Source organism: Collinsella aerofaciens (assembly GCF_002736145.1).
GTDB classification, from domain to species: domain Bacteria; phylum Actinomycetota; class Coriobacteriia; order Coriobacteriales; family Coriobacteriaceae; genus Collinsella; species Collinsella aerofaciens_A.
In genome coordinates this window covers 1183294-1199150 of the sequence record NZ_CP024160.1, presented here as the reverse complement: position 1 = coordinate 1199150, position 15857 = coordinate 1183294, and the positions used below count along the sequence as shown (strand labels likewise).

Sequence of the window (15857 nt, the reverse complement as noted above, 5' to 3'; positions counted from 1 at the left end):
ACTGCCGGGTAATGCTGCAGAGTAGGTGGCTGCGGCGCTCTATTCGCTCAATGGGCGCAGCGATGCCTCTTCAAAATGGAAGGAACGCAAGCCGTCTTCCGTTTCGATACACGCGCGACCAAAGGCATCGACCGTTTGAAAGATGCCACGCGCCAGCTCGTCACCGGCAGGGGAACGGGCGATAACGTGCTCCCCAATCCAATTGAGATGAGCGACATAATCATCGTGGGCGGGTGCGATCGGACCGGCGTCTTCTTCCATGGCGTTGAGCAGATTTGCCCATGTGCCTACGGCGTTCACGACCGCGTGATGGACCTCCTTGAGTAGCACATCGACGGCGGGAACATTCTCGTTGAGGTCTGAGAGGCCAATTGCTGCCAGACCGCCATCGGGCATCTCATGGGGCGTGTAGTTTACGTTGACGCCAATGCCGCAGACGGCGAAAGGTTTGCCTTCGTTATCGCGTGCGGCTTCGACCAGAATGCCGCCGAGCTTGTGCCCTCGCGCGACGAGGTCGTTGGGCCATTTGAGTCCGATCTCGTTAGCAAGACCCTGCTTTTCGAGCGCCTCGAGCACCGCTAGGCCGCTGACGGCGGCAAGACCAGAGTACTTGGCGGGATCAACACGTGGACGCAGGACAATCGAAAGCAATAGGTTGCCGGCGGTTGAATCCCACTTGTGGCCGCGCCGGCCACGTCCTGCTGTCTGAGCCCGGGCGGCAAGTCCCGTGCCGTGCGGCGCGCCCTGTTTTCCTGCCTCGAGCAGGTCATCGTTGGTCGATCCGGTTACGTCGACTATCGTTAATTGAGCATCCATAGCGGCTGCTACCTCCTTAATGAATAAGTGAATAACGCAATGGTGTCGTGAGACAGACACAATGTGAAGCCTTTGTCGCATTTGGGCAATTTAATGTTAACACGTCAACAAGGCGAAGAATGCGCTATCCTCTCTTGGTCGATGTAAACACGTCAACAACTCAAAGGAGGTTAGTGATGGGTTTTACGATTCTTGGAACAGGCTCGGCGCTTCCCAAGCGCAGTGTTTCCAATGACGAGCTGTCCGAGTTCCTGGACACCTCGGATGAGTGGATTTTTACCCGCACGGGGATCAAGAGCCGCCATGTGTGCACCATCGAGTCGCTCGACGACCTTGCCGTGGCTGCGAGCGAGCAAGCGCTCCAGACGTCCGGAATCGATGCGAGCCAGCTGGATCTTATCGTCTGTTCGACGACGACGGGCGATCATCTCGTTCCTGCCGAAGCGTGCGCCATTGCTGAGCGCCTGGGTGCCACATGTCCAGCTTTCGACGTTTCGGCGGCCTGTGCCGGCTTCGTATTTGCGCTCGATGTCGCCGAGGGCTATATCGCCCGAGCTCGCGCCAAACACGTGCTGGTCGTTGCAGCCGAGCAGATGACGCGCGCGCTCGATTGGACCGACCGTGCCACGTGCGTGCTCTTTGGCGATGGCGCGGGTGCTGCGGTCATAGAGGCCGGGGGAGAGAATCCCCTCGCCGTTGAGCTTTCGACGTCGCCTGACGTCGAAACACTGCGCGTCCCCGGATTGGCGGGCTCCTCGCCGTATAAGAGGGCGCAGGACCGCGAAAGCGTGCTGTCCATGAACGGTCGTCGTGTGTTCAAGTTCGGCGTCAATGCCATCTGCGACACGGTCAACAAGCTCGTCTGCGACGCGAGCATCGCGGTCGAGGACATCGACCACTTTGTATTCCATCAGGCTAACGAACGAATCTTGAGCCAGGCGGTCAAGCGCTTAGGTGTGCCGGACGACCGTGTGGTCCGAACGTTGCGTGAAACCGGCAACATCTCGAGCGCCTGCATTCCGCTTGCTCTCGATCGACTGGCAAATACCGGCGCGCTGCACGCGGGCGACACCATCGCCCTGGTCGGATTTGGCGCCGGCTTGGATGTAGGTGGCTATCTACTTCGCTGGAAGTAGTTACACATAGGAAATGAAAACGCCCCTGGGGCACAAACAAAGGAGAACTACCATGGCAGATCAGAAGACCTTCGAGCGCGTTTGCGACGTTATCCGCGAGACCGCCGGCCTTGACGATGTCGAGATGAAGCCCGAGTCCACGCTTGAGGAGATTGGTCTCGACAGTCTGGGCACCGTCGAGATCCTCGTCGCCGTCGAGGACGAGTTTGGCATCCAGCTCGATACCGAGGAGAACCCCAAGACGGTCGGCGAGTTCGCCGATACGGTCGAGGCGGCATTGGAGAAGTAGAGATGCTCAAGACTCCTCTCTGCGATCTGCTCGGCATCGAAAAGCCCGTGTTCCAGGGCGGTATGGCTTGGATTGCCGACGCCTCGCTGGCTTCCGCAGTGTCCGAGGCGGGCGGCTTAGGGATCATCGCGGCCATGAACGCCGACGCCAACTGGCTGCGCGACCAGATTCACAAGCTGCGCGCCAGGACGGATAAGCCCTTTGGTGTCAACGTCATGCTCATGAGCCCGTTTGCCGACGAGGTCGCGCGGGTCGTTATTGACGAGCGGGTGCCGGTCGTCGTGACGGGTGCCGGCAATCCCACCAAGTACATGAAGGCGTGGAACGAGGCGGGCATCAAGGTCATCCCGGTCGTTGCCTCGGTGGCGCTGGCGCGCCTCGTGGAGCGTCGTGGAGCCACGGCGGTTGTTGCCGAGGGCACCGAATCGGGCGGCCATATTGGCGAGACCTCGACGATGGCACTGGTGCCGCAGGTCGTCGATGCGGTCGACATTCCCGTCGTGGCTGCCGGCGGTATTGCCGACGGCCGCGGCGTGGCGGCCGCCTTTATGCTGGGCGCCGCCGGCGTGCAGGTGGGAACGCGCTTTCTGATCGCAGACGAGTGCACCGTATCGGAGCAGTACAAGGAGATGGTCCTGAAGGCCAACGACACCTCGACGCGTGCGACCGGCCGCTCGACGGGACACCCAGTGCGTGCCCTCAAGAGCCCCTTTACCAACGCCTACGCCAAGAGCGAGGCGGCGGGCGTAAGTGTCGAGGAGCTCGGGGCCATGGGCACGGGCGCCCTTCGCAAGGCCGCCAAGGACGGCAATTACGAAGAGGGCTCGTTTTTGTGTGGACAGATTGCCGGCATGGTCAACGAGCGCCAAAGCGCACGTGAAATCGTCGATGACCTGGTCGATGGCGCCGAGCGCGTCCTGAGGGGAGCGTGCGCATGGGTAGCGTAGCGTTTCTGTTTGCCGGCCAGGGCGCCCAACACCCCGCGATGGGCGTCGACCTGATCGAGGCATCGCCGGCGGCCGCCGAGGTGTTCGCCATTGCCGACGAGGTGCGCCCGGGGACCAGTGAGCAGTGCCGGAGCGCCTCCAAGGAGGAGCTCTCGCAGACCGAGAACACGCAGCCTTGCGTGTTCGTGCACGACTTAGCTGTCGCCGTCGCCCTGCGCGAGCGCGGCGTGGTGCCTGCCGCCTGTGCGGGATTCTCGCTGGGCGAGGTCGCCGCGCTTAGCTTTGCGGGGGCATTCAGTACGCGAGCGGGCTTTGAGCTCGTGTGCGAGCGCGCGGCGCTGATGGCCGCGGCTGCCGAGCGCCATCCGGGCGGCATGCGCGCCGTCATCAAGCTCGATGCGGCGCAAGTCGAGAACCTGGCAAAACAGGCCGGCGAGGACTGCTGGCCGGTCAACTACAACAGTCCGCAGCAGACGGTTGTGGCCGGAGCGTCCGAGGCGCTGCAGGAGCTCGACGTCCTAGTAAAAGAGGCCGGCGGCCGCGCCATGAAGGTCACGGTGTCGGGTGCATTCCATAGCCCCTATATGGCAGAGGCGACTGAGGGGCTGGCGACGTATATCCAAGCCGGCCACGCGCCGTCTTCGCTGCTGATTCCGGTCATGGCAAACATGACGGCGGCGCCCTATCCGGCGGACCCGCGAGCAGCATCGGATGTCTTAGCCAACCAGGTGAGCCATGCCGTGCGCTGGGTCGACACGCTGCACACTCTGCAGGATCAGGGCATCGACACGTTTATTGAGGTCGGCCCTGGAAAAACGCTGTCGGGCCTGGTCAAGCGTACGCTGAGCGACGTTCGCGTGTATTCGTGCGAAACGGCCGAGCAGGTCGCAGCTATTGCCGACGAGCTCGCATAGTCCACGGGGCTGTAACCCGAAAGGAATGACATGGGCAACTTGAACAACGGCGCGCTCGAGCGCAATGACTCACGTCGCGTGGCACTGGTCACGGGCGGCTCGCGGGGTATCGGCCGCGCCTGCGCTATCGGTTTGGCGGAGGATGGCTACGATATCGCCGTCGTCTATGCCGGCAGCGTCGATGCGGTGCGCGAGACGTGCGAAGCCTGCGAGGCCGCTGGTGCCACAGCTCGCGCGTATCAATGCGATGTGGCCGACCCCGATGCCGTCAGCGCATGCGTGGAGGCGGTCCTGAGCGACTTTGGCTCCATTTGGGTGCTCGTCAACAACGCCGGCATCACCCGCGATGGCCTGCTCATGCGCATGGGCGATGACGCATTCGATCGCGTGCTCGATGTCAATCTCAAGGGAACATTCAATATGACGCGCGCACTCACCAAGACCTTTATGCACCAGCGCGGCGGCTGCGTCGTCAACATGAGCTCGGTCGTGGGCCTGATGGGCAATGCCGGGCAAGCCAACTACGCTGCCTCCAAGGCGGGTGTGATAGGGCTTACCAAGGCGGTGGCGCGCGAGCTTGCGCCCCGCGGCGTACGAGTGAACGCGGTCGCCCCCGGGTTTGTCGAGACAGATATGACGGCAAAGCTCTCGGAGAAGGTGCGTGCGGCAACCGAGGAACAGATTCCCCTTAAGCGCATGGCGTGTCCCGAGGAAGTGGCCGGCGTGGTGCGCTTTTTGGCGAGCGATGCGGCGGCCTACATTACGGGCGAGGTCGTACGCATTGACGGTGGAATGGCGATGTAGAAACCAGGGCCGAAGAACGGCTTGGATGAGGAGACCATGATGGAACAGAGAGTTGCAATCACCGGCATCGGTGCCGTATCGCCGCTCGGCAACACCGCGCTTGCCACCTGGGCGGCCATGTGTGCCGGCACGTGCGGCATCGGCCCGATCACGCACTTCGATACCGATGCGTTTACCGTCAAGGTGGCGGCCGAGGTCAAGGGCTTTGACGGCAACGAGTACTTTGGCAAGCGTGACGCCAAGCATCTGGACCCCTGCGTTCAGTTTGCGATGGCGGCTTCGGACGAGGCAATGCACGATGCGGGCTTTGATGTCGAAGGCGCCATCGATCGCGAGCGCCTGGGCGTTTACGTGGGGTCGGGCGTGGGCGGCATGCAGACGCTCGTCGACAACGTCCATACGATTGCCGACCGTGGGCCCCGCCGCGCATCGCCTTACATGATCGCGATGATGATCCCCAACATGGCATCGGGCAATATCGCAATCCGTCACAAGGCAAAGGGACCGACCCTGCCCGTCGTGACCGCTTGCGCGACGTCTGCCCATGCGGTGGGCGAGGCGTTCCGCGCCATCAAGCACGGCTATGCCGACGCGATCCTCGCGGGCGGCGCCGAGGCGGCCATTATCCCCGACGCCGTTGCAGGCTTTACGTCCTGCCGCGCATTGACCACCAACCCCGATCCCGCGACGGCTTGCCGCCCGTTCGATGCAGACCGTGACGGCTTTGTGATGGGCGAGGGCGCCTGCGTGTTGGTACTCGAGAGCATGGAACATGCGCAGGCGCGCGGTGCGCACATTTATGCCGAGGTCGTGGGCTACGGCAACACCGATGATGCCTATCACATCACGAGCCCCGATCCCGAGGCTGCCGGCATTGCCCGCGCGATATCGCTGGCGGTTGCCGAGGGCGACGTCAAGCCTTCCGAGGGTCTCTACATCAATGCCCACGGCACCTCGACCAGGCTCAACGATTCGTCCGAGACGGCGGGCATTAAGCGTGCGCTCGGCGAGGACGCGGCACGCGCCGCGCACGTCTCGTCGACCAAGTCGATGACCGGCCACATGATCGGTGCCACGGGTGCCATCGAGGTCATGGCCTGTGCCATGGCGCTCGAGCAGGGCGTGGTACCTCCGACCATTAACTACCACACTCCCGATCCCGCCTGCGATCTTGATTACACGCCCAATCGCGCGGTTCGCGCCGACCTTACCTGGGCGCTTTCGACCAACCTGGGCTTTGGCGGCCACAACGCTGCCATCGCGCTGCGTAGATATGCGAGGAGCTAGAGCATGGATTCCAAAAGACTTGCCGAGATAGCCGATGTTATGGAGGACCGCGGCCTCACGCGCGTACGCGTTGAGGAGCCCGATGGCACCGCGGTCGAACTCGAGCGTGCGAGCGCCGCACAGCCGGTTGCCTTGCCCATGCCCATGCCGGGTGCCGTGACCGCTCCGGCGGTGGCTCCTGTCGCCATGCCTGCCGCCGCACCGGAGCCCGCCGCGCAAGCGCCTGCCGCCGCACCGGAGATCAAGGGCACCGAGGTAACCGCTCCCATGGTCGGCGTTTTCTATGCTGCCCCGGCGCCGGGCGACGAGCCGTTTGTGCGCGTGGGCTCCAAGGTCAAGGCCGGCGAGACCCTCTGCATCATCGAGGCCATGAAGGTTCTCAACGAGGTGACGGCAGAGGCGGATGGCGAGGTGCTCGAGATCTGCGTGGCCGACGGCGACCTCGTGGAGTTCGGCAGCTGCCTCATGAGGATCGGATAGGTGATATCCATGAACAAAGAAGAGCTCAAGAAGCTGTTGCCGCATCGCGAGCCGATGCTTTTGCTCGACGAAGCCGAGCTGGTGGGCGACGAGGCCCACGGCAAGATCACGATTACGGGCGACGAGTACTTTTTGCAGGGACATTTTCCGGGAAACCCGGTCGTTCCCGGCGTGATTCAGTGCGAGATGCTCGCCCAGAACTGCTGCGTGTTGCTGATGGGCGATGAGGAGGCGCGCGGCGCGACGCCGTTCTACACGAGTCTGGACAAGGTGCGCTTTAAGCGTCCGGTGCGCCCGGGCGACACGGTGGATCTGGTGTGCTCCATCACGCGTGCGCGCGGGCCGTTCCGCTTTGCGACGGGCACCGCGAGCGTCAACGGTGAGGTTTGCTGCCGCGCCGATATGTCTTTTGCACTCATGCACGAAAGTTAAGGAAGGCTCCATGTTCGACAAAGTGCTCATCGCCAACCGCGGCGAAGTCGCGGTCCGTGTTATCCGCGCGTGCCGCGATATGGGCATCAAGACCGTCGCCGTTTATTCCACGGCCGATGCGGACGCGCTGCACGTGCAGCTTGCCGACGAGGCGTATTGCATCGGCGGCCCGCGTCTTGCCGAGAGCTACCTCAACGACGATGCTGTGCTCACCTGTGCCGTAAAGTCGGGAGCTAAGGCAATTCATCCCGGCTATGGCTTCTTTTCCGAGAAGGCGAGCTTCGTGCGCGACTGCGACAAGTATGGCTTGGCGTTTGTCGGTCCTTCGGCCGAGGTGATCGACAGCATGGGCGACAAGGACGCCGCACGTCGAACGGCTGCCGCGGCGGGCGTGCCCATCGTTCCGGGCTGCGATTTGCTCAAAAGTCCCGAGGAGGCAACGGCCGAGGCCGAGCGCATTGGCTGCCCCGTGCTCATTAAGGCGCGTGCCGGCGGTGGCGGTCGCGGCATTCGCAAGGTCGAACGCGTGGAAGATGCGGCAAAGGCGTTCATCGAGGCGCGTGCCGAGGGTGAGGCCGTTTTTGGTGACGGCGAGTGCTACATGGAGAAGTTCGTCGCGCCGGCGCACCACGTTGAGGTGCAGATTATGGCCGATAAGCAGGGCCATGTGTTTTCGCTCGGCGAGCGCGAGTGCTCGGTGCAGCGCCGCAACCAAAAGCTGATTGAGGAGAGCCCCGCGCCGTGCCTCGACGGACGCGATGATATTCGCGCGCGCATGCACAAGGCCGCGCGCGACCTGGCTCGTGCCGTCGGCTACGAAGGAGCCGGTACCATCGAGTTCCTGTATTCGGACGACGGCAATTTCTACTTTATGGAAATGAACACGCGCTTACAGGTGGAGCATCCGGTTACGGAGTTTGTGACCGATACCGACTTGGTCAAGTGGCAGCTGCGCGTGGCAGCCGGCCAGCCTCTGCCCTTTGAGCAGGAGGATATGCCGGTCCGCAACCACGCCATGGAGTGCCGCATTAATGCCGAAACGCCGGACTTTCTGCCGTCGTGCGGAACGGTCACCGCGTTGCGTGTGCCGGGTGGTCCGCGCGTGCGCTGGGATTCGGCCATGTTTACCGGAGCGAAAGTTCCGCCGTACTACGACTCCATGCTCGGCAAGCTCATCGTATGTGCGCCCACGCGTGACAGCGCCATTCGCAAGATGCGCTCGGCCCTGGGCGAGCTCGTGATTGAGGGCGTGAGCGAAAACAGCGAGCTTCAGCTCGACGTGCTGGCAAACGACGAGTTCTTGTCGGGCATGTACCACACCGATCTGATGGGGCATCTCTATGCTGATGAATAGAAAAGCGAAGACGGTCAACGTCCTCGAGGGGCCGATGACCGAGTCGTGCGCCGAGTTTCCCGCGCGCCACGTGTTTATCAAGTGCCCGGAGTGCCGCCGTGTGATCGATGAGGCACGCCTGCACGACAACCTCGAGGTCTGCCCTCGTTGCGGCAAACACTTTCGCGTGAGCGGTCGCGCGCGCGTGCGCATGACGGTTGACGAGGGCACGTTTGAGGAATGGGATGCCAGTCTGGCGTCGGAGGACTTCCTTTCGTTTCCCGGCTATGCCGACAAGCTTAAGAGCGCGGGCGAGCGTTCGGGCGAGCGCGATGCCGTTGTGTGCGGCAGGGGCAAAATCCGCGCCTGCGATACGGCACTCTTCTTTATGGATGCCAACTTTATGATGGGCTCGATGGGCTCCGTGGTGGGCGAGAAGATCTGTCGCACATTTGAGCGTGCGACCGAGCTGGGATTGCCAGTTGTCGGCTTTACCGTTTCGGGCGGTGCGCGCATGCAAGAGGGCGTGACATCGCTTATGCAGATGGCCAAGATTTCTGCGGCGGTTAGGCGCCACAGCGAGGCGGGCGGTCTGTATATCACGGTGCTCACCGATCCTACGACCGGAGGCGTAACCGCGAGCTTCGCCATGGAGGGCGACATTATCCTGGCCGAGCCCGATGCCCTGACGGCATTTGCCGGCCCGCGTGTGATCGAGCAGAACATGCACAAGCGTCTGCCCAAGGGATTCCAGCGTTCCGAGTTTTTGCTGGAGCACGGCTTTTGCGATGCCGTTGTTCCGCGTGGTGAGATTGCGCTCACGGTAGGCGAGCTGCTGGCGCTGCACGAAGGGCACGCGCCCGGCCTGGGGGCACCGCATGAGATCGTGCATACGGGTCGTCGCGGCAAAAAGCTGGGACACTTGTTTAAGCGCTCGGCCGCACCAAAAAGCGCGCTCGAAATCGTCAAACAGACTCGCTCGGCGAACCGCGCCACGGCAGGCGAGATGATCTCGTTGGGTCTCGACGGATTCGTAGAGCTGCACGGCGACCGCTACTTTGGCGACGATGCTGCCGTGGTGGCTGGCATTGGCTGGAAAGACGGACGCCCCGTAACGGTCATCGCCATCGAGCGCGGCACCACGACCAAAGAGCGTATGCGCCGCAACTTTGGCATGGCGCATCCCGAGGGTTACCGCAAAGCGCGTCGTCTGATGCGCCAGGCCGAAAAGTTTGGTCGACCGGTTCTGTGCTTGGTCGATACTTCGGGCGCGTTTTGCGGCATCGGTGCCGAGGAGCGCGGCCAGGGCGAGGCGATTGCCCAGAATCTCATGGAGATGAGCGGCCTTAAGACGCCGATTGTCTCGGTGGTGACAGGCGAGGGTGGCTCTGGTGGCGCGCTGGCGCTGTCCGTGGCCGACCGCATCCTGATGCTCTCGAGCTCGGCCTATTCGGTCGTGAGCCCCGAGGCCTGTGCATCGATCCTGTGGAAGGATACCGAGCGCGCGAATGAGGCCGCCGAGGCGCTTAAGCTCACGGCCCCCGATCTGTTGGCGCTCGGCATTATCGACGGCATTGTTGACGATAGGGGCCTGTCGCATGAGGAGATCGCCGGCGCCGTCATATCCTCGGCATTTGATGCCTTCGATACGCTTGGGCAGCTCGACGACGCGACCCTCACAAACCTCCGCTACGAAAAGTACCGCGCAATCGGTCGGTATCGCACGATGTGACAAAGGGACAGTCCCGCATGGCACATTCCAAGGTCGTGGCTCGTGTGGGTTGCGGCCTTTTTGTATCTGGGGGACAAAGTGGCTACACTACAATCCGTTTGAGCAATAGATATATAGGTAGTACCGTGGGGGCGGATGCAGATGGTCGAGTGGATTGTTCGTCGTGCGCAGGGCGACCGTGCACGCGTGGGAACGTTGACGGGCATGGTGTGTATTCTCGCCAATGTGGCACTATGCGCTGCGAAGGGTGCAATTGGCGTGCTGTCGGGATCGGTTTCGATTGTGGCGGATGCCATGAACAACCTGTCCGATGCCAGCTCGAATATCGTGAGCGTGCTGGGCTTTAAGCTGGCGGGCAAGCCGGCCGACCCCGAGCATCCTTACGGCCATGGCCGCTACGAGTATCTCTCGGGTCTGGTTGTGGCGGCGCTCGTGCTGCTTATTGGCATCGAACTGGTGAAGTCCTCGGTGGAGCGTATCGTCAACCCAGAGCCTGTCGAGTTCTCGCTTGCCCTGGTGGCAGTCCTGGCACTTTCGATGGTTGTAAAGCTGTGGATGGCGGCCCTCAACCAAAAGCTCGGTGACCGCATTGAGTCCGAGACGTTGCATGCGACCGCTCAGGATTCCAAAAACGATGTCCTAGCCACGGGCGCCGTGCTGGCGTGCGCGATTGTTTCCCAGGTGACGCATATCAATCTTGACGCATGGGTCGGCCTTGCCGTTGGCGCCTATATCGGCTGGAGTGGTTTTGAGCTCATCCAGGATACGGTGAGCCCGCTTTTGGGCCAGGCGCCCGATCCCAAGCTGGTCAAACATATCCGAGACAAGATCATGAGCTACCCCGGCGTTTTGGGCGTCCACGACCTTATGGTTCACGATTACGGTCCGGGCAGGAAGTTTGCAAGTGCGCACGCCGAGATGGCGGCCGAGGCCAGCCCGCTGGAAAGTCACGACACGCTCGATAACATCGAGCAGTCGTTTAGGAACGAAGACGGCATGATCGTCACGCTCCATTACGACCCCATCGTGACCGACGATCCAAAGGTGGCGAGCATGCGTCTGCGCATCAACGCTATGGCTCAAGAGGTCGATAGCCGCCTCTCGATCCACGACCTACGCTGTGTGCCGGGTCCTACGCACACCAACGTGATCTTTGACTGCATGCGCCCCTCGGATCTGCAGATGAGCGCCGAGGACCTAAAGCGTACGTTGGCAAAAAAGGTGGAATTCGAATACCCCAAGTCGATTGCCAAGATCACGATCGACGAAGACTACGTAGGCCATACCCACGAGTAGGGCTGTGCCAGCAAAGCAAGTTATACAGAAGGGGAGAGCATGAAGCGTCTATATCTACTCCGCCACGGTCAGACAGAATTCAACGTTAAAAAGCTCGTCCAGGGCCGCTGCGATTCTCCGTTGACCGATCTGGGCCGCAAGCAAGCGGGAATGGCAGCCGCATGGCTCAAAGCCCACGGCGTCGTCCCCGACAAAGTGGTCTCTTCGCCCTTAGGCCGAGCTATGGACACGGCTCAGCTCGTCGCATGCGAGCTCCTCGGCCCGGACACAGCAGTCGAGCCCTGCGAAGGCATCATCGAGCGCAGCTACGGCACCTTCGAAGAGGGCCCGCACGACGCCCTACCCACCGACGTCTGGGACCCCGGCGAGGATTTGGTCCCATTTGGCGGAGAAGGAAGCCATGCCCTGCGGGAGCGCATGGTAGGCACCCTCACCAATATCATGGGAGCCGATGGCATCGAAACCCTCCTAGCAGTAAGCCACGGCAGCGCCAGCCGCCAATTCATCAAGGCTACAGCCCCAGAGGGCTTCGAGCTCCCAACAAAACTCCCCAACTGCGCCATCATGATCTTCGATTTTGACGATGCACGAGAAGAGGACGATACGCTCCAATGCAAGTTCACCTTGCAGCAAATTGTGGATCCCCAGCAAAGTCATTAGCCTGAGCGAGCAAGGTTTAGCAGACATCAACGTGGCGTTCCCAGTGTGCGGCGGAGGGGGCGGGCCTGAGGCATATTAAGGTTGTCGCGAGTTCCGCACGAACAGGAGAGCACTTAATGTGCTCTCCGTCGTGAGCAGGACTGTAGAGCAGCAACCTTAATATGCCTCAGGCCCGCCCCCTCCGCCGCACACTGGGAACGTGCCACGCACTTTACCTGCGTAAACAATGTGAGTGAAATATGAATCTCGATGGATACGCCCGCAGCCGTGTATACTAAACAGCTGTGTGAAACCAGGGGAGTATTCTGGCTGGACAAAATGCCTGCTTAATAGGGTTGTCAGGTAGTCCGGGCGAAATACAAGGCTGGGGAGCACGTCGTGTAAGTAGTGGTCCTCTAGGGGCGTACGCTCGGTGGTGTACGCATTGTCCCAAGACCACGCGAGAGTTGGGATCATATCTTGATCAGCATGATTCTCGGCCGCAAGATTGGCATGACCCAGGTTTGGGACGAGGACGACAACGTCGTTCCCGTCACGGTCATCCAGGCTGGCCCCTGCGCTGTCTCGCAGGTTAAAACTCAGGCAACCGACGGCTATGACGCCGTCCAGATCGGTTTCGGCGACATCAAGGCCAAGAACGTGAACAAGCCCATGGCTGGTCACTTCGCCAAGGCTGGCGTCGAGCCTGTCCGCTTCCTTCGTGAGGTCCGCGTCGAGAACGGCGAGGAGCACAAGGTCGGCGAGGTCGTCACCGTCGCTGATTTCGCTGATGTCGAGAAGGTCGACGTCATCGGTACCTCCAAGGGTAAGGGCTTCCAGGGTCGCATCAAGCGCTGGGGTCAGCGCCGCGGTCCTATGACGCATGGTTCTCACTTCCAGCGTCACCCCGGTTCTATCGGTCAGTGCGCCTATCCTGCGCGCGTCCTCAAGGGCGTCAAGATGGCCGGTCACATGGGTAACGAGCGCGTTACCGTCAAGAACCTTTCCGTTGTCCGCATCGATGCCGAGCAGAACCTCATCTTGGTCAAGGGCGCTGTCCCGGGTGCCAAGAATGGTCTCGTCGCCATCCGTATGGCCTAAGGGCCCAGCCCATTTAGCCCAGCGTCATACCAAGGAGAACACTTAAATGGCAAAGTTTGAAGTAAAGAACAGCGAGGGCAAGAAGGTCGCCGAGGCCGAGCTCGCCGCTGAGGTGTACGGCATCGAGCCGAACATCCACGTTATGCACCACATCGTCAAGTGCCAGATGGCCTCTTGGCGTCAGGGCACCCAGTCTGCTAAGGGTCGCTCTGAGGTTTCCGGTGGCGGCAAGAAGCCTTGGCGTCAGAAGGGCACCGGCCGTGCCCGCCAGGGTTCCATCCGTGCTGCCCAGTGGCGTCACGGTGGCGTTGTCTTCGCCCCCAAGCCCCGTTCCTACGCTAAGCGTATGAACAACAAGGAGGTCAAGCTGGCTATGCGCTCCGCGCTGTCCGCCAAGCTGGCCGATGGCGAGCTCGTGCTCGTCGACGACTACGGCTTCGAGAAGCCTTCTACCAAGGCTGCCGTCGCCATGCTCAAGGCTCTCGGCCTTGAGGGCAAGCGTCTGACCATCATCGTTCGCGATGAGGACGTCAACGCCTACCTGTCGTTCCGCAACATTCCCAAGACGTTCATCATCACTGCCGACGAGGCCAACACCTACGATCTCGTCAACAACAACGCTGTGCTGATGCCCGCCGACATCGCCGCTCACTTCGGGGAGGTGCTTGCATAAATGACCGCCCACGAGATCATCATCCGTCCGATCGTGTCCGAGCGTTCCTTCTCCGGCATGGAGCAGAACAAGTACACGTTCGAGGTCGCCAAGGATGCTAACAAGTATCAGATCAAGGACGCTGTCGAGGAGATCTTCGGCGTCAAGGTCGTTCGCGTGAACACCCTGACGGTCAAGCCCAAGACCAAGCGCGTGCGCTATGTCGCCGGCAAGACCCGTTCTTGGAAGAAGGCCATCGTTACGCTGGCCGAGGGCGACACCATCGAGGTCTTTGGCAACCAGGCCTAAGACTCGCTGCTGTTGAGTGAGCTCATGCCTCCCAAATAGGGGAGGCGGGAGCTCAAGGTTTCGGGCGTATAAAATGGACACGCCCGGAACCGTGTATACGTCCGGTGTCATCGCACCCGAGGCAGAACCTCGAATCCCTGTCTGCGATGGCTAACGGATTCCTATTGAAAGGGATTGTAATGGCTGTAAAGCACCTTAAGCCGACCTCCGCTGGTAGGCGTTGGCAGACGATCTCCGATTTCTCCGAGATCACCTGCACCAAGCCCGAGAAGTCTCTTCTCGAGCCCCTGCCCAAGAAGGCCGGTCGTAACAACAACGGCCGCATCACCACCCGCCACCAGGGCGGCGGCGTGAAGCGTCGTTACCGCGTGATCGACTTCAAGCGCAACAAGGACGGCGTGCCCGCCAAGGTTGCCACGATCGAGTACGATCCGAACCGTTCCGCTCGCATCGCTCTGCTGCACTACGCTGACGGTGAGAAGCGCTACATCCTGGCCCCCAAGGGCCTCGAGGTCGGCCAGACCATCATGTCCGGTTCTGACGCCGACATCAAGCCGGGCAACGCTCTGCCCCTCGCCGACATCCCCGTCGGTACGCTCATCCACGCCGTCGAGTTCCAGCCGGGCAAGGGCGCTGCTATCGCCCGTTCCGCCGGTAACTCCTGCCAGCTGATGGGTAAGGAGGGCAAGTACGCTATCGTCCGTATGCCTTCCTCCGAGATGCGCCGCATCCTCGTTACCTGCCGCGCCACCGTCGGTGAGGTCGGCAACGCCGATCACGCTAACATCGTCATCGGCAAGGCCGGCCGTAAGCGTCACATGAACGTGCGCCCGACCGTCCGCGGTACCGTCATGAACCCTGTCGACCACCCGCACGGCGGTGGCGAGGGCAAGAACCACACCTCTGGTCGTCCCTCTGTTACCCCCTGGGGTAAGCCGACGAAGGGCCTTCGTACGCGCAAGAAGAAGAAGGTCTCGAACCAGCACATCATTCGTCGCCGTAAGAAGTAATTTCGGATACCGAGTTTTAGGAGAAAGCACTTATGAGCAGAAGTCTCAAAAAGGGCCCGTTCGTGGAGACTCGCCTTCTCTCGCGTATCACCGCGATGAACGAGGCTGGCAAGAAGGACGTCGTGAAGACTTGGTCCCGCGCGTCCACCATCTTCCCCGAGATGGTTGGTCACACCATCGCCGTCCACGACGGCCGCAAGCATGTGCCCGTGTATGTTACCGAGTCCATGGTTGGTCACAAGCTCGGCGAGTTCGCGCCGACTCGTACGTTCCGTGGCCACAAGGCCAAATAGGGGGTTAACCGTAAATGGCAACTAAGTCTATTGAAACTGAGGCCACCGAGGTTCGCGCCGTCGCTAAGTACGTGCGTGTTTCCCCCAGCAAGGCCCGCCTGGTGGTCGATTTGATCCGCCGCAAGCCTGTCGCTCAGGCCTTCGACATCCTCCACTTCTGCGACCGCGCCGTCGCCGTGGATGTCGAGAAAGTTCTCCGTTCCGCCGTTGCGAACGCCGAGAACAACAACGGTCTGCGTGCCGACAACCTGGTTGTCGCCGCTGCCTATGTTGACGAGGGTCCGACGCTTAAGCGCATCCGTCCCCGCGCCAAGGGTTCCGCTTCTCGCATTCTGAAGCGTACTTCCCACATCACCGTCGTCGTTGCTCCTCGAAAGGAGGCGTAAA

General features: G+C 61.5%; 19 protein-coding genes. 18 read left to right on the top strand and 1 reads right to left on the bottom strand.

All coding sequences use genetic code 11. From position 1 onward, the window contains the following. Window positions 1–39: 39 nt before the first annotated feature. The gene (locus CSV91_RS05290) at window positions 40–816 is read right to left on the bottom strand and encodes a biotin--[acetyl-CoA-carboxylase] ligase (protein WP_157757998.1); all 777 of its coding nucleotides are present in this window, start codon (window positions 814–816) and stop codon (window positions 40–42) included. Between the two features lie 176 nt (window positions 817–992). On the opposite strand from CSV91_RS05290, the gene CSV91_RS05285 reads away from it, so the two are divergent. The 18 genes from CSV91_RS05285 (at window position 993) to rplV (ending at window position 15856) form a co-directional block, all read left to right on the top strand. Continuing rightward, complete coding sequence (locus CSV91_RS05285) at window positions 993–1952, top strand: 3-oxoacyl-ACP synthase III family protein (protein ID WP_099432070.1); 960 nt, start codon at window positions 993–995, stop codon at window positions 1950–1952. Between the two features lie 52 nt (window positions 1953–2004). Then, window positions 2005–2241 carry an acyl carrier protein gene (locus tag CSV91_RS05280; RefSeq protein ID WP_006235019.1) on the top strand — a complete coding sequence of 79 codons (237 nt, stop codon included), beginning with the start codon at window positions 2005–2007 and terminating at the stop codon, window positions 2239–2241. Between the two features lie 2 nt (window positions 2242–2243). Next, complete coding sequence (gene fabK, locus CSV91_RS05275; RefSeq protein WP_099432069.1) at window positions 2244–3188, top strand: enoyl-[acyl-carrier-protein] reductase FabK; 945 nt, start codon at window positions 2244–2246, stop codon at window positions 3186–3188. Then, a complete protein-coding gene (locus CSV91_RS05270; RefSeq protein WP_099432068.1) occupies window positions 3176–4102 on the top strand; it encodes an ACP S-malonyltransferase in 927 nt (308 codons plus the stop codon). The genes fabK and CSV91_RS05270 overlap by 13 nt, the downstream gene beginning before the upstream one ends. Window positions 4103–4132: 30 nt before the next feature. After that, a complete protein-coding gene (gene fabG / locus CSV91_RS05265; protein WP_099432067.1) occupies window positions 4133–4906 on the top strand; it encodes a 3-oxoacyl-[acyl-carrier-protein] reductase in 774 nt (257 codons plus the stop codon). A 39-nt stretch (window positions 4907–4945) separates the two neighbouring features. Continuing rightward, entirely contained in the window at window positions 4946–6193 is a 1248-nt protein-coding gene (fabF, locus tag CSV91_RS05260; protein WP_099432066.1) for a beta-ketoacyl-ACP synthase II, read from the top strand. A 3-nt stretch (window positions 6194–6196) separates the two neighbouring features. After that, the gene (gene accB / locus CSV91_RS05255) at window positions 6197–6673 is read left to right on the top strand and encodes an acetyl-CoA carboxylase biotin carboxyl carrier protein (protein WP_099432065.1); all 477 of its coding nucleotides are present in this window, start codon (window positions 6197–6199) and stop codon (window positions 6671–6673) included. 9 nt (window positions 6674–6682) lie between these two features. After that, complete coding sequence (gene fabZ, locus CSV91_RS05250; protein WP_099432064.1) at window positions 6683–7105, top strand: 3-hydroxyacyl-ACP dehydratase FabZ; 423 nt, start codon at window positions 6683–6685, stop codon at window positions 7103–7105. 10 nt (window positions 7106–7115) lie between these two features. Beyond that, window positions 7116–8459: an acetyl-CoA carboxylase biotin carboxylase subunit gene (locus tag CSV91_RS05245; protein WP_099432063.1), complete on the top strand. Its 1344-nt coding sequence runs from the start codon at window positions 7116–7118 to the stop codon at window positions 8457–8459. Then, complete coding sequence (gene accD, locus CSV91_RS05240; protein ID WP_099432062.1) at window positions 8446–10170, top strand: acetyl-CoA carboxylase, carboxyltransferase subunit beta; 1725 nt, start codon at window positions 8446–8448, stop codon at window positions 10168–10170. Before CSV91_RS05245 ends, accD begins: the two co-directional genes overlap by 14 nt. Before the next feature lie 141 nt (window positions 10171–10311). Beyond that, window positions 10312–11466: a cation diffusion facilitator family transporter gene (locus CSV91_RS05235; protein ID WP_232049566.1), complete on the top strand. Its 1155-nt coding sequence runs from the start codon at window positions 10312–10314 to the stop codon at window positions 11464–11466. A 39-nt stretch (window positions 11467–11505) separates the two neighbouring features. Then, on the top strand, window positions 11506–12126 hold the full coding sequence (locus tag CSV91_RS05230) for a histidine phosphatase family protein (RefSeq protein WP_099432060.1): 621 nt from the start codon (window positions 11506–11508) through the stop codon (window positions 12124–12126). Between the two features lie 459 nt (window positions 12127–12585). After that, entirely contained in the window at window positions 12586–13206 is a 621-nt protein-coding gene (gene rplC / locus CSV91_RS05225) for a 50S ribosomal protein L3 (RefSeq protein WP_035137484.1), read from the top strand. A 46-nt stretch (window positions 13207–13252) separates the two neighbouring features. Further along, window positions 13253–13879, top strand: a complete 627-nt coding sequence (gene rplD / locus CSV91_RS05220; protein WP_006235032.1) for a 50S ribosomal protein L4 — start codon at window positions 13253–13255, stop codon at window positions 13877–13879. Then, on the top strand, window positions 13880–14167 hold the full coding sequence (gene rplW, locus CSV91_RS05215; protein ID WP_006235033.1) for a 50S ribosomal protein L23: 288 nt from the start codon (window positions 13880–13882) through the stop codon (window positions 14165–14167). It begins immediately after the preceding gene. A gap of 179 nt (window positions 14168–14346) precedes the next feature. Beyond that, window positions 14347–15177: a 50S ribosomal protein L2 gene (gene rplB / locus CSV91_RS05210; protein WP_055250219.1), complete on the top strand. Its 831-nt coding sequence runs from the start codon at window positions 14347–14349 to the stop codon at window positions 15175–15177. A gap of 32 nt (window positions 15178–15209) precedes the next feature. Then, window positions 15210–15470, top strand: coding sequence for a 30S ribosomal protein S19 (gene rpsS / locus CSV91_RS05205; RefSeq protein WP_006235035.1), 261 nt, complete (start codon window positions 15210–15212; stop codon window positions 15468–15470). Between the two features lie 14 nt (window positions 15471–15484). After that, window positions 15485–15856: a 50S ribosomal protein L22 gene (gene rplV, locus CSV91_RS05200; protein WP_006235036.1), complete on the top strand. Its 372-nt coding sequence runs from the start codon at window positions 15485–15487 to the stop codon at window positions 15854–15856. Window position 15857 lies beyond the last annotated feature (1 nt).

What these genes read in the sequence shown, in the direction of transcription:
- CSV91_RS05290 (WP_157757998.1), bottom strand. Translation starts at nt 816, where the DNA reads ATGGATGCTCAATTAACGATAGTCGACGTAACCGGATCGACCAACGAT.
- CSV91_RS05285 (WP_099432070.1), top strand. Translation starts at nt 993, where the DNA reads ATGGGTTTTACGATTCTTGGAACAGGCTCGGCGCTTCCCAAGCGCAGT.
- CSV91_RS05280 (WP_006235019.1), top strand. Translation starts at nt 2,005, where the DNA reads ATGGCAGATCAGAAGACCTTCGAGCGCGTTTGCGACGTTATCCGCGAG.
- fabK (WP_099432069.1), top strand. Translation starts at nt 2,244, where the DNA reads ATGCTCAAGACTCCTCTCTGCGATCTGCTCGGCATCGAAAAGCCCGTG.
- CSV91_RS05270 (WP_099432068.1), top strand. Translation starts at nt 3,176, where the DNA reads ATGGGTAGCGTAGCGTTTCTGTTTGCCGGCCAGGGCGCCCAACACCCC.
- fabG (WP_099432067.1), top strand. Translation starts at nt 4,133, where the DNA reads ATGGGCAACTTGAACAACGGCGCGCTCGAGCGCAATGACTCACGTCGC.
- fabF (WP_099432066.1), top strand. Translation starts at nt 4,946, where the DNA reads ATGGAACAGAGAGTTGCAATCACCGGCATCGGTGCCGTATCGCCGCTC.
- accB (WP_099432065.1), top strand. Translation starts at nt 6,197, where the DNA reads ATGGATTCCAAAAGACTTGCCGAGATAGCCGATGTTATGGAGGACCGC.
- fabZ (WP_099432064.1), top strand. Translation starts at nt 6,683, where the DNA reads ATGAACAAAGAAGAGCTCAAGAAGCTGTTGCCGCATCGCGAGCCGATG.
- CSV91_RS05245 (WP_099432063.1), top strand. Translation starts at nt 7,116, where the DNA reads ATGTTCGACAAAGTGCTCATCGCCAACCGCGGCGAAGTCGCGGTCCGT.
- accD (WP_099432062.1), top strand. Translation starts at nt 8,446, where the DNA reads ATGCTGATGAATAGAAAAGCGAAGACGGTCAACGTCCTCGAGGGGCCG.
- CSV91_RS05235 (WP_232049566.1), top strand. Translation starts at nt 10,312, where the DNA reads ATGGTCGAGTGGATTGTTCGTCGTGCGCAGGGCGACCGTGCACGCGTG.
- CSV91_RS05230 (WP_099432060.1), top strand. Translation starts at nt 11,506, where the DNA reads ATGAAGCGTCTATATCTACTCCGCCACGGTCAGACAGAATTCAACGTT.
- rplD (WP_006235032.1), top strand. Translation starts at nt 13,253, where the DNA reads ATGGCAAAGTTTGAAGTAAAGAACAGCGAGGGCAAGAAGGTCGCCGAG.
- rplW (WP_006235033.1), top strand. Translation starts at nt 13,880, where the DNA reads ATGACCGCCCACGAGATCATCATCCGTCCGATCGTGTCCGAGCGTTCC.
- rplB (WP_055250219.1), top strand. Translation starts at nt 14,347, where the DNA reads ATGGCTGTAAAGCACCTTAAGCCGACCTCCGCTGGTAGGCGTTGGCAG.
- rpsS (WP_006235035.1), top strand. Translation starts at nt 15,210, where the DNA reads ATGAGCAGAAGTCTCAAAAAGGGCCCGTTCGTGGAGACTCGCCTTCTC.
- rplV (WP_006235036.1), top strand. Translation starts at nt 15,485, where the DNA reads ATGGCAACTAAGTCTATTGAAACTGAGGCCACCGAGGTTCGCGCCGTC.